This is a genomic window from Winogradskyella sp. MH6 (assembly GCF_022810765.1).
In the GTDB taxonomy this organism is placed as follows: domain Bacteria; phylum Bacteroidota; class Bacteroidia; order Flavobacteriales; family Flavobacteriaceae; genus Winogradskyella.
In genome coordinates, this window is the sequence record NZ_CP094494.1 from 411,885 (window position 1) to 424,353 (window position 12,469).

Below are 12,469 nucleotides of genomic sequence, written 5' to 3' on the forward strand. Positions count from 1 at the left end.
ATGAACCCTAAAACAACTATTAGCTTTTTATTATTTCTTTTCTCAACCTGTTTTGTATTTGCTAAAACAATAACCATTTGCAAAACAGGTTGTGATTTTAATTCCATTAAAACTGCTGTAGATAGTTCTAAAAGTGGAGATAGTCTTTTTATTAAAACTGGTCTGTACAAGGAATCCAATATTGTCATCTACAAAAAATCACTTTATATAACAGGAGAAAAAGGCACTGTAATAGACACTCAGAATAAAGGCTACGGATTTTCTGTAGAGGCTACCGATATTATCATCAAAAACTTAACAATAAAAAATATTGAAGTTAGTTATACAAAAGAATATGCAGCAATTTTGCTATTTAAATCATATGACTTTGTTATTGAAAATATTACAGTAGAAAGAGCCTTTTTTGGCCTTTTAGTTCAAAAATCTAAGGATGGTATTATAAAAAACAATACTATATCTGGTGAAGGCAAAGCTGAAGCAGATTCTGGTAACGCCATACATCTTTGGCATTGTGAAAATGTAAAAGTTCTAAACAATGATGTGCGCAGAATGAGAGATGGCATATATCTAGAGTTTGGGAACAGCAGCTATATTGCCAACAACTACTCTACCCAAAATATGCGTTACGGTCTTCATTTTATGTTTTCTAATGACAATGCTTATGAAAATAACACTTTTGAAGCCAATGGTGCTGGTGTTGCCGTAATGTTTTCTAAGCGAATAAAAATGTTCAACAATTTGTTTAAGAAAAATTGGGGAACAGCATCTTATGGAATTTTACTTAAGGAGATTAACGATGCAGAACTACAGAACAATATCTTTGAAGACAACACTATTGGTGTTAATGCAGATGGCACCAATAGAATAACATTTACCGAAAACACATTTAAAAATAATGGATATGCTATAAAGGTACATGGAGCTTGTTATGATAACATTTATTCAAAAAATAACTTTTTGCACAACTCTTTTGACTTATCTTATTCAGGCAAACTAAACAGTAATAAGTTTGAAAATAATTACTGGAGTAATTACACAGGTTACGATTTAGATAAAGATGGTATTGGAGACGTTCCCTACAGACCAGTAAAATTGTTTTCATATTTGGTAAATCGCACTCCAGAAAGTATTGTACTACTTAGAAGCTTATTTATTGATATAATTAACTTTTCTGAAAAAGTATCACCAGTTTTTACACCAGAAAATCTCATTGATAACAAACCACTAATGCATAAGGTAACATGGTAGAAATAGTAGATCTACATAAAAAATTCGGTAAAAATAACGTACTAAACGGTGTAGACCTTAACATAAATGAAGGAGGTATATTTGCTGTTTTAGGTCCTAATGGCTCTGGAAAAACCACCATTATAAAAAGCATTTTAGGGATGGTAATACCAGACAATGGCACAATTAAAGTTTTTAACACAAACATTAAAAAGAACTCTAATTATAGAAGCAAAATAGATTATCTCCCTCAGATAGCTAACTTTCCCAGCAACCTCAAAGTCATAGAGCTCATTAAAATGATAAAAGACCTTAGGGGACAAACTAACAACGATCAAAAACTTATAGAAACCTTTAAGCTTCAACCTTTTTTAAACAAAAAATTGGGAACGCTTTCTGGCGGTACAAAGCAAAAGGTTAATTTGGTGCTCACCTTTATGTTCGATAGTCCAATTGTAATTTTAGACGAGCCAACGACAGGCTTAGATCCTATTTCTTTAATACGTCTAAAAGAGTTAATTACAGTAGAAAAGAAAAAAGGAAAGGCCATTTTAATTACATCTCACATAATGAGTTTTGTTGAAGAAGTAGCTGATCAGATTGTATTTATTCTAGAAGGAAAAATATACTTTAAAGGCAGCATAGAAGAGCTTAAAACCAAAACAGAACAGAACGATTTTGAACATGCCATTGCTAACATTTTAAACAAAAACCATGCTTAAGATTTTAAAATACAGTTTTTTCGATTTAATGCGTAGCAGTTGGAGTTATGTTTACTTTGCCTTTTATCTGCTGTTGGGTATTGTACTGCTTTTTCTAAATAGTGATTTATCTAAGGCTGTTATTACACTAATGAATGTTATAATAGTTTTGGTCCCTCTAATAGGCACCATTTTCGGCGTAATGTATTACTACAATTCAAAAGAGTTTACAGAGCTTCTACTCGCTCAGCCTTTAAAACGCTCGTCCATTTTTTTAGGACAGTATTTTGGTGTTGCACTTTCTTTATCAATGAGTTTAATCTTAGGTCTTGGTATTCCATTTATTGTTTATGGTTTATTTAAATCTAATGCCATTTGGGATTTTTCATTGCTACTAATAGTAGGCGTGTTTCTAACATTTATATTTAGTGCTTTAGCCTTTAATATTGCGCTATCTAACGAAAATAAAATTAAAGGATTTGGTTACGCCATTCTTATGTGGCTATTTCTTGCCATTATTTACGATGGATTATTTTTAATGTCATTAATAATTTTTGAAGATTACCCTCTTGATAAAGTCTCTTTAATTGGCACAATGCTCAACCCAATAGACCTGTCCAGAACACTTATTCTTTTAAAGCTAGACATCTCTGCATTATTAGGATATACAGGTGCTGTTTTTAAACAGTTTTTTGGCACTAGCTTTGGGTTGATTATTTCTATCTTTGCCTTAATTATTTGGGTAGCTCTTCCAGTTTTACGAATTATCCATAAATCAAAGAAAAAAGACTTTTAGTATGAAGCTCAAAACAGTTTATGGTATTGCACTTCTATTTATATTGGCTTTGTTTGGATGTAAAAACAAAAAAACAGAGGCTAACATCGTTTTAGAAGGCCTAGCTCTAAACAATGGTAAACAGTGGGTAGCAAACCAGGAAACGCACATCGGAATGAAACGCATCGATTCCATCTTAAAAACAGAAACCTCAATTGATACAAAAACATTAGGCAACGTCCTTTCAAAAGAGACTAGTTACATCATTAAAAGTTGCAACATGAAAGGTGAAGCACACGATCAGCTTCACATTGTTCTTGTACCTATACTTGAAGAAATATCAGATTTAAAAGACGAAGAAAATGATACTGCTAAAGCACAAAAAATAAAACGATTAAAACTTCTTGTTGCCAAGTATTTTGAGTTTTTTAAAGTTTAATTTCTCATGACATTTATCATCTTATTTAAGACATTTTAGTCCGAAATTTGTATCGTGATCGCTCAAGTACTACATAAAGCCTTAGCAATAATATTAACTATTGCGTTGTTATTTAACAACATTAAAACTGTTGTTATAGTTGCAGATTTTGTGATTAACCAAGACATAATAGCGAAAACACTTTGTATTCAAAAAGACGAACAAAAGGGTTGTAATGGAAAATGTCAGTTACGTAAAGAGCTAAAAGAAAGCAACAGTAATACACCAAATAATCCTCTACAAAAAACAGAACGTACACGATTAGATGTTTTTGTCTTTTTAAATGAAGAACACAGCGCAGAAGAGCAAATCATTATTAATAATGACAGAAGTAGTCAAGTGAATTTTTACGCTAAGAGTACAATCTCTATATACTACGATATAGATACTCCTCCACCTATTTTAGGTTAATTTTTTATCGGCACGCTTAGAGCGTATAACTTCTTAAAATGGGCTTTTAAAAGCTTTATTTAAGATGACTACACATTAAAATTAACTTAAAATAAAAATAAAATGAAACTTAAATATATTTTACCATTAGTGCTGATGGCACTTATATTCTCGTGCTCAACAGACGACAACGACGACACAACACCTGATAATGAAGTCGCTAATTTATTTCTCATTCAAGAAATCACAAATGGCGACCAAACCATTGAATTATTCAATAAAACAGGGATGTTTAAAACTGGTTACAATGCGATAAGTCTTAGAATAAAAGACAATACCACTAACACCTATATTGAAGATGCTTCTTTATCCTGGATGCCAGTAATGCAAATGCCTACGATGCAACATTCATGCCCTAAATCTAATATTACAAAAGCTATAGGGAAGAATACCGTTTATGAGGGCTTTATAATTTATCAAATGACAAACACAGATGGTTCTGGTTGGTCACTTACAATTAATTATAACATTAATGGTGAAGCGTATAGTGTTACAGAAACCATTGATGTGTTTCAGTATGAAAACCAGAATGTAGCAAGCTTTATAGGTACTGATGATACGCGTTACATTTTAGCTTTAATTGAACCTATAAATCCAAGCATTGCTATTAACGAAATGAAAGTAGGCTTATTTAAAATGGAAAACATGATGACATTTCCTGTGGTAGAAAATTATACAATTGCTTTAGATCCTCGTATGCCTGGTATGGGTAATCATAGCTCGCCTAATAATACCGATTTATCATTCAACAACGCAGATAGCTTTTATTACGGAGATTTATCATTGACTATGACAGGATATTGGAAGTTAAATCTAAAACTTTTAAATGTAGAAAACGACGTATTAAAAGGTGAAGATGTAACCGAACAAAATGAATCGAGCAGTCTGTATTTAGAACTTGAATTCTAGATTCCCTTCAAGCTAAAACATTGTTTTGTAGAGTTAGCAGTCGAGAGTTACTACAACTCTCGGCTACGCTCTACTATGAAAATCATATAATCTAAAACCTTTTAGCTATGAAACAGCTAATCTTTATAATTGTTTGCTCCGTCTTTTTTAATCATGGTTTTTCTCAAGAAAAAGAAATTAAAGAAGTAAAGAATGACACCACAGAACTCGAGGAAGTCATTATAGTAACTAGAAGAAAACTAAGTAACAACAGACAAGAAAAAACCTTATCTAGTATTGATGATTATTTAGAAAAGTCTAACGACATCACTATGATAAAAAGAGGTAACTACGCCTGGGAACCTGCTATAAACAATATGGTAAGTGATCGTTTGGTTGTTACCATTGATGGCATGCAGATTTTTGGAGCTTGTACTGACAAAATGGATCCTATAACCTCTTATGTAGATGTTTCTAATCTAGAAAAAGTAACTATTGGCTCTGGCCAATCGGGCACTGAGAATGGGCATTGCGTTGGTGGTGGCATAGACTTAAAGCTACCAACATCTAAATTTACAGATACTGGTCTAAAAACCAGCACAGATTTAGGCTACGAAACCAATGGTAATTTTTTTGCAACAGGTATAGATATTGAATATACAGGTAGTAAATTTTACATCAGTGCAGACGGTATCTTAAGGAAATCTGATAATTATGATGCTGGAGGCAACCAAGAAGTATTATTTTCTCAGTTTAAAAAGTATAATATCTCATTGCAGTCAGGATATAAGTTTTCCGAAACTCAGCATATCGATGCTAACATCATTTATGATAGAGCAACAGATGTCGGTTATCCTGCATTACCAATGGATGTTTCGTTGGCAGAAGCTTTAATCACATCTTTAACTCATTATTACAGCCCAGAAGAGAAAAGCTTAAAATCTTTAGAAACCAAGTTGTATTTTAACACTATAACCCACATTATGGATGATAGTAAGCGCCCAGATGTACCTATTCGGATGGATATGCCTGGTTGGAGCGATACTTATGGCTTTTACAGTAAAGCAGATATTGTTATAAACAACCATCATTTTACCTTTAATGCAAATGGTTTTTACAATCGTTCTTTGGCTGAAATGACTATGTTTTCTAACAACCCAAATGAACCAGACATGTTTATGCTTACATGGCCAGATATAAGAACACTTTATACTGGTATTTTTGCTAAAGACGATTGGCATATCAATAGTAACAAAACACTATCTACCTCATTAAGACTTGGGCACCATACCAATAAAATTGAAGACAGAGTAGGTGTTGAAAGCCTTCAGATTTTTCACCCAAATATTAGCGATCGTAAAAACCGTTTGTTAATGAGTCTTTCTTCATCTTATAACATTAAAAAAGATACAAAGAATGTATCATTTGGGTTAGGTTATGGCGAACGTGCTCCCTCAGTTAGTGAAGGTTACGGATTTTATTTATTCAATAGTTTTGATAATTATGATTATATCGGTAATCCGAATCTAAAAAATGAAAAAGCTATAGAAGCTAGTTTTGGCTACAAACAATCTTTTGGCAATTTAAAACTAGGATTAGAATCATCATATTTCTACATTATGGATTATATTATTGGAGAAATTGCACCAAATATTAGCTCTATGACTATTGGAGCTAATGGTGTACGTGTTTATGAAGCTTTAGACCATGCTTCTATTTTTGATGTGTACCTTAACGGCAGCTATAAGTTTTCTGACCATTTCTCTACCAACACTACAATTGGATATAACTTAGGAAAAGGAAGCAATGGTGAAAATTTACCATTAATAAGACCCTTTAGCTACTTTGCAGAACTTAACTATACACAACACAACTTTAACGCTGCAATACAGCTAGAAGGTAATGGTAACCAAAGTCACTTTAGTAGCTTTTATGGTGAAAATGAAACCGCATCATATGCTGTATTAAATCTTAATTTGGGGCATGCGTTTTATGGAAATCATGGTAGAACAATTTTAAAATATGGTGTTGAAAACATTTTAGATACCAACTATTCAACCTTTGCAGATTGGAATAACATACCAAGACAAGGACGAAATTTTTATATCAACTTATCTTATTTATTTCCTTAATTTACAAACACTTAAACATAAACAAAAAAAAAAAAAAAAAAAAAGAATTTACATATTAAAACATTTGAAGTTAAGTTTGCGATACAGTTAAAATAACAACACTGTTAGAAGGTTTATCTGCCTTAATTAACTTTATGATAATGGGTGCTAAATCATGCATGGATCATCGTTTTTGGTGTTGCATGCATAATTTTGGGATTTTATTAGTTATTAGCTTAATCACAACAGCAGGTGCAGTAGCCTTAAGTCACGGCTGTTTTGGATAAAATAAGACTAATCGATCTTTTTATATCTTTATAAAAAAATACTATGATTTCTAATGCTGCAAAGTATGCAATAAGAGCTGTTTTATATCTCGCAAAATATAGTGATACCCAAAATAAAATAGGCTCAAAAACAATTGCTAAAGACATACAGGCTCCACCTCCTTTTTTGGCAAAGTTATTACGAGATCTTGCTTCTAAAGAAATTATTTCATCATCTAAAGGGCCAACTGGCGGTTTCTACCTTACAGATAACGATAAACATAAAAACATTTTGAACATCATAATTAATATAGATGGCACTACTAAATTTGATAGTTGCTTTTTAGGATTATCGCGTTGCGATGACCAAAACCCATGCCCTGTTCACTACATAGTTTCACCCTTTAAAGAACAAATACTTGCAGACTTTAAAGAAAAAACAATAAATGAATTAGCAAATGACATTGAGGCGAACAAAACCTTAATATCTTTAAAAGGATTAGACATCAATTAGCACACTCTTTCTTAGCTATAAGCAGCATGGTCTTTAATGGCATCTATTTTACTTAGATAATGTTTTACCTGAGCTATTCGTTTTTTATTTAGTGAATCATCTTTTTCTTCTCTATGATAGTGTCTTAAATGATGTTCTCGCTGTCTTCCTGAACTGAAATTAGAGACTCTTTTTAAATAGCCTATAACACGAGTGGCATGGTCAACATCTGTTGAATTGCATTTCTTACAAACCGAAGTAGTTTTTTTGTCGATATGAGAGCAGTGATTACAAATAGTAATTCGGATATTGAAACAAAAATAATTACAACCTGCTTTTGCGGTTGCGTTTATAAGATTTATAAAACCAGCTTTATTTGGTGTTTCTTCTAAATTAAGGTGCAATGCAGAACCACCATCCAAGTATTTGATGGTCTCTTTTCCGTGAAGGATTATTTTATCTAACGCATTAATATTATGATCTTCAACGGCATAAAAGTAAGAATTATAGCAATCTCTTTTTACAACAAAACCATCCTCTCTATCCCATTTAGCATTTTTTACACCTAAGTTTTCTGCAGGCACAAACTCCGTATTAAACATGTAGCCATACTTGCTTTTTGCTACTTTGTTTTCAACAAAAATTAATTTTAGATACTTGTTTACAAAGCTTTTATACGTTTTGTTATTACCAACAGTGATTCCTTTACTCTCAGCAGCTTCAACCATACCATTAACACCAATGGTGAGAAATTGCTTGTCTAACGAAATAAAACCAGCATTATAAGCAGGTAAAAGTCCTGCATTATAATATGCTTCCATTAGTCTTCTATAGGCTACTTGGTATTTATGGAGTTTTTGTACTTCTTCCAAAATATTGGCATTCTTCTGAATAAGTCTACTCATATTAAGGGTAATTACGTTAATAGAACCAGTAGCTACACCACCTGCGCCTAATGAATAACTAAAGGTATTATCACTTATCTCATTTCTTAAACGACAGCAAGACGCTAAACTATCTGCATTTTCAGACTGATATATGAAAAACGAATTACCTTCACTGAGCTCTTGTGCACACATTTCTGTAAAATTTAAGTCCACAGGACTGCCTTCCTTGGTTAGCATTGCAGCTGTAACAACAGGAAAGGTTAAAATAGCCTTTGTTCTCTCTTTGTTAAACCATGACATAAAAAATTCCTGAAGTTGTTTTAAACTACTCCATTTAGGCTTCTTCATATCAGGAAATACAAAATCACCAAACATACTATTAAAATAAGGCTCATCATACAACGAAATATTCCAAAAAACAGATTGATAGCCTCTGGCTGCTGCAGGTTGGTTTATGGCATAAACAACATGTTGTAAATGATTTTCAATTGTTTTTTGATGAGTTTGAAGATAATGTTCACCATAATCTATTGATGCAAAATAATCAAAATACATTAAGAACTCTACCGTTGCTAAAGCACCAGCAAACTGGGAACTAATAGCAAAAACAAGGTTTACAAATTCACCGCAAAAGCTTTCTAAATGCTTTGGAGCTCTACTTTCTCCACCTAATTTTGTAAGACCATCTAACAAAAATGGATACATACTAATAGATGTACAATAAGGTTTTAGAGATGTTTCATCATGAACATATATTTCGTGATCTTCAATTTGACGGATATATTCATTGGCTAATTGGTGTCCGAAGAGTTCTTGTATCTTCTGTTTTATTAATTCACGATTAACCTGAATGTTAATATCCTTATTTATTTCGGCCTCCATTGTTGCAATATTCTTGGATGTAACATTTGCATTTGCATCCATTTTAGAGCCATCTGCTGCATTTGCAGAATGTAGGTAATGCTGAATAAAATCAATCTTTTTGTTTATTTGCTCTTGAGATAATCTTATCATAGTATATTATTTAAGGAATAAATGGTTTAGTTTCTTCTTTGTTGCAACTTCTATAAACTGTTGGTTTGTATTTGGGCTACTTAGTCCGCCTTTTGTAAAATCCCATTTACCTGTTTTTAACCAGGTAAGATGCTTGGTAATTTTAGAGTCTATGGTTTCTTCTCCAGTATATAAACAAGTTTTATAGCCTTGTGACTTTGCATATTTTAATTTATAAATTAGTTCCTTTGCATGCCATTCACCTCCCATAAAAACAACACAAGTGGCAAAACTGAGATATTTGCATAGTATCTCGTTGTATGCTTTGTTGGTGAGTTTAGAACCACTCCCCTCTTTCCAAAGAAAGGGAGAATGACACCCTTTACATCTTAATGGGCAGCCAGATATGGTAAAACATAAACTTATTTCTCCTGGCACTTCCTGAAGCACTACATTAAAATCATGATAATACATATTAACAATAAAAGACCTTTTAGTCTTTTATAAAAATACCCAAATAGTTTTCTATAGAGAATTTTAGTTGCTTATAGTTATTAAAAAGGTTATTAACAGTATCCCAGAAGGCTCCTAAAAAAAAAGAAAATGGATGTATAAGATAGTGTTAAACTATTTTTAACCAATAGAAAGGTCTAACTCATCTTGTTGCTTTGGTATAGAAAATATGATGCTTAATGTAATTAAAAAAATACCTAAAGAAAGAAAAATACTTGCTACAAATAATAATGTATTATAGTTCTCAATTCCAGATTCCCAAAAGTAATAGCTAATCGCCTGATATAGAATAAGGAACTCAGCTGTAACAAAACCAAAATAAAAACTATAAAATCCTAATTTTAGCACCACTGGTTTTTGATACAAAAAACTATTTAGCAACATATAAAACAATAAGCCCGTAATAACACCAAGCATCACTAAATGTATAAATCCTATTATTAAACTGTGATATTGATATAATTCTTCTGCTAACTCAGGAATTAAAGACAAACCTTGTGTTAGTACCTTAAACCCAATACAACTCAACACAAACGCATAAGTAAAAATACTCAAGGAAGACCAAGTGGGTTTTGATTTCTTTATATGAAGATAAATTAATCTAAATAATATAAGTACAGCAATTAATTGTAAAAAAACACCCAATCCATTAACATAAAATAAGACAATACTAGGTTGATTCCAGTAAATGGGTAGAGCAATCGTAGCTATGGTAGCAAAAGTGAGTAAAAGATAAAATGGTTTGAATAAAGTGCTATTTTTCATATTCAATTCTTTTATTAATAAAGCTAACACTCCAAACAAAAACCAACCATTGAATTGAAAATGAAGAAAGAATTGAATAGCGATATCATAATACATTGAGCCACTTCCATATATTGCAATAATTGGTCCTAAGGACCAAATACCAATAGTTGATACTAGCATAAATACTAAAGCAGATTTCAACATAAGTACAGAAGCTCCAGTTTTATTTTTCAAATCTTTCCAAATCCAAAAAACAAAGAGATAACTACACAATATGTGTAAGGTGGAAAAGCATATGGATACGGCGCCATATCCTTGAAATGGAAAGCTAAAGAGCATTCCTAAAACCGAAATTTGAGTGATCCAAAAAAGTCTGATATATTTTTTTCGATTCACTTTTATAAAGATAAAGACAATAAAGGAGAACAGCATTAAATACACCCAACCCAACATTGCTATATGAGAATGTGCATGAGTAAGATATCTATAGTTAATACCCATTGAATCTACTGATGCATAACGCAACAAAAGTCCTAATACCGAAGCTATGAAAAAATTAGAGAGACAAATTATACTAAACTTTTTAAGCATAGTCCTTTTAGTTTTTATTCCAATTAAAAATATATAGAAAATCCCAGACACAACAACGCTCTGGGATTTAACTAAGCTTTAGTTTTAAGGGTTATCTGAGTGCATTTTCTAGTTTAATTGCATTTGGGAACAGAATATTATTTTCTAAATGAATGTGTAAATGCAGATCCTTCTCAAACTCATCTAACATAGCATACGTAACTCTGAATGTATTACAGGCATCTGCCGGAGGAGTATAGTCGTTTGTTAACTCTGCTATTTGTCTAAAACGCTGGCCTTCATTATCATGTTCATGTTTCATCATTGCAATTGGGTTTTCAACAGTTCCAAATTGAGGAGATGTTATTGTGGTATTACTCAAATTAGCTTCTACCATACGTCTCACAAAAGGAAAAAGTATAAGTTCTTCCTTTTTCATATGAGCTGTTAACTCTCCAGCCGAAGCCATAAAAAGCTCATAAATTTTTAGAAGTTCGGGATGTCTCTTACCATGTACTTTACAAAGCTTATCGAGAAACTGACGAAGCACTGGTATTTTTTCTTCAACATACCTATGATGCTTTTTTTCTATATAGTCCATAAGTAAATCCAAAGGCCAAGACTTATAATCAATCGTTTCTTCAGAAACAGAATTTAAGATAAAATGTATTTCTTCTTTTACCTTTTGCTCATCTACACTTTTGGTTTTGCAAGCTTCTGAAACGGTACGATTGCCATTGCAGCAAAAATCAATTTTGTATTTAGAAAATATGGCAGCAGTTCTAAAATCCTCGGCTACATACTCTCCTATTTGTTTTTCTTTATCCATTGTAAGTTCCATAATATATAATTTTTTAATTCGGATGTTTTTATCTTATTTTGATGTAAATTTTTTTATGTTTTAAGGTAAGATAGACCATTCTCAATTCCTAAAGCTAACTGTTTTAAATTAGTAGAATCTAAAAGCTGTTTTAAGTCTTCTCTAATCGTTTTATATTGATAATGTACTGGACAAGGATGATTTTCATTACAGACATCAAGCCCCAAACCACAACCGTCGTATAGTTTGTCACCATCTATAACTTTAACAATTTTTGATAGTGAAATCTGGTCTATTTTAGCTTTATCTATTTCAAATCCGCCATAAGCACCTCTATATGAATCCACCAAATCACTTTTCACTAATTCTTGCATAATTTTTGCAGTAAAAGCTACTGGAGAATTTATTTGATCAGCGATTTGTTTTGGCGTCACACGTTCATTTCGCATGGAACTTTTTGCGACAAAAATGCATGCCTTAATAGCATATTCACAAGCCTTTGAAAACATATTTTTTTACTTAATGATACAAAGTTAAGGAATAATATTCT

General features: G+C 32.0%; 13 protein-coding genes. 8 read left to right on the plus strand and 5 right to left on the minus strand.

Annotation, left to right across the window (positions count from 1 at the left end; all coding sequences use genetic code 11):
• The 8 genes from MST30_RS01990 to MST30_RS02025 all read left to right on the plus strand — a co-directional run bounded on the left by MST30_RS01990 (nucleotide 1) and on the right by MST30_RS02025 (nucleotide 7,410).
• Nucleotides 1-1,248: a nitrous oxide reductase family maturation protein NosD gene (locus MST30_RS01990; RefSeq protein ID WP_243473842.1), complete on the plus strand. Its 1,248-nt coding sequence runs from the start codon at nucleotides 1-3 to the stop codon at nucleotides 1,246-1,248.
• On the plus strand, nucleotides 1,242-1,949 hold the full coding sequence (locus MST30_RS01995) for an ABC transporter ATP-binding protein (RefSeq protein WP_243472741.1): 708 nt from the start codon (nucleotides 1,242-1,244) through the stop codon (nucleotides 1,947-1,949). Before MST30_RS01990 ends, MST30_RS01995 begins: the two co-directional genes overlap by 7 nt.
• A complete protein-coding gene (locus MST30_RS02000) occupies nucleotides 1,942-2,724 on the plus strand; it encodes an ABC transporter permease (protein WP_243472742.1) in 783 nt (260 codons plus the stop codon). The genes MST30_RS01995 and MST30_RS02000 overlap by 8 nt, the downstream gene beginning before the upstream one ends.
• A gap of 1 nt (nucleotide 2,725) precedes the next feature.
• Nucleotides 2,726-3,142 carry a hypothetical protein gene (locus tag MST30_RS02005; RefSeq protein WP_243472743.1) on the plus strand — a complete coding sequence of 139 codons (417 nt, stop codon included), beginning with the start codon at nucleotides 2,726-2,728 and terminating at the stop codon, nucleotides 3,140-3,142.
• 54 nt (nucleotides 3,143-3,196) lie between these two features.
• Nucleotides 3,197-3,592, plus strand: coding sequence for a hypothetical protein (locus tag MST30_RS02010; protein WP_243472744.1), 396 nt, complete (start codon nucleotides 3,197-3,199; stop codon nucleotides 3,590-3,592).
• 102 nt (nucleotides 3,593-3,694) lie between these two features.
• Nucleotides 3,695-4,540 carry a hypothetical protein gene (locus tag MST30_RS02015; protein ID WP_243472745.1) on the plus strand — a complete coding sequence of 282 codons (846 nt, stop codon included), beginning with the start codon at nucleotides 3,695-3,697 and terminating at the stop codon, nucleotides 4,538-4,540.
• Between the two features lie 107 nt (nucleotides 4,541-4,647).
• Complete coding sequence (locus MST30_RS02020; RefSeq protein WP_243472746.1) at nucleotides 4,648-6,651, plus strand: TonB-dependent receptor domain-containing protein; 2,004 nt, start codon at nucleotides 4,648-4,650, stop codon at nucleotides 6,649-6,651.
• A gap of 309 nt (nucleotides 6,652-6,960) precedes the next feature.
• Complete coding sequence (locus tag MST30_RS02025) at nucleotides 6,961-7,410, plus strand: RrF2 family transcriptional regulator (RefSeq protein WP_243472747.1); 450 nt, start codon at nucleotides 6,961-6,963, stop codon at nucleotides 7,408-7,410.
• An 11-nt stretch (nucleotides 7,411-7,421) separates the two neighbouring features.
• Here the strand turns inward: MST30_RS02025 and nrdD are convergent, their stop codons facing one another.
• From nrdD to MST30_RS02050, 5 genes are all read right to left on the minus strand, one after another.
• A complete protein-coding gene (nrdD, locus tag MST30_RS02030) occupies nucleotides 7,422-9,290 on the minus strand; it encodes an anaerobic ribonucleoside-triphosphate reductase (protein ID WP_243472748.1) in 1,869 nt (622 codons plus the stop codon).
• A gap of 6 nt (nucleotides 9,291-9,296) precedes the next feature.
• A complete protein-coding gene (gene nrdG, locus MST30_RS02035) occupies nucleotides 9,297-9,743 on the minus strand; it encodes an anaerobic ribonucleoside-triphosphate reductase activating protein (RefSeq protein ID WP_243472749.1) in 447 nt (148 codons plus the stop codon).
• A gap of 159 nt (nucleotides 9,744-9,902) precedes the next feature.
• Nucleotides 9,903-11,120, minus strand: coding sequence for a heme-copper oxidase family protein (locus MST30_RS02040; RefSeq protein WP_243472750.1), 1,218 nt, complete (start codon nucleotides 11,118-11,120; stop codon nucleotides 9,903-9,905).
• A 91-nt stretch (nucleotides 11,121-11,211) separates the two neighbouring features.
• Nucleotides 11,212-11,940, minus strand: a complete 729-nt coding sequence (gene ric / locus MST30_RS02045) for an iron-sulfur cluster repair di-iron protein (RefSeq protein WP_243472751.1) — start codon at nucleotides 11,938-11,940, stop codon at nucleotides 11,212-11,214.
• 53 nt (nucleotides 11,941-11,993) lie between these two features.
• Nucleotides 11,994-12,428, minus strand: a complete 435-nt coding sequence (locus MST30_RS02050; RefSeq protein ID WP_243472752.1) for an RrF2 family transcriptional regulator — start codon at nucleotides 12,426-12,428, stop codon at nucleotides 11,994-11,996.
• Nucleotides 12,429-12,469: the final 41 nt, after the last annotated feature.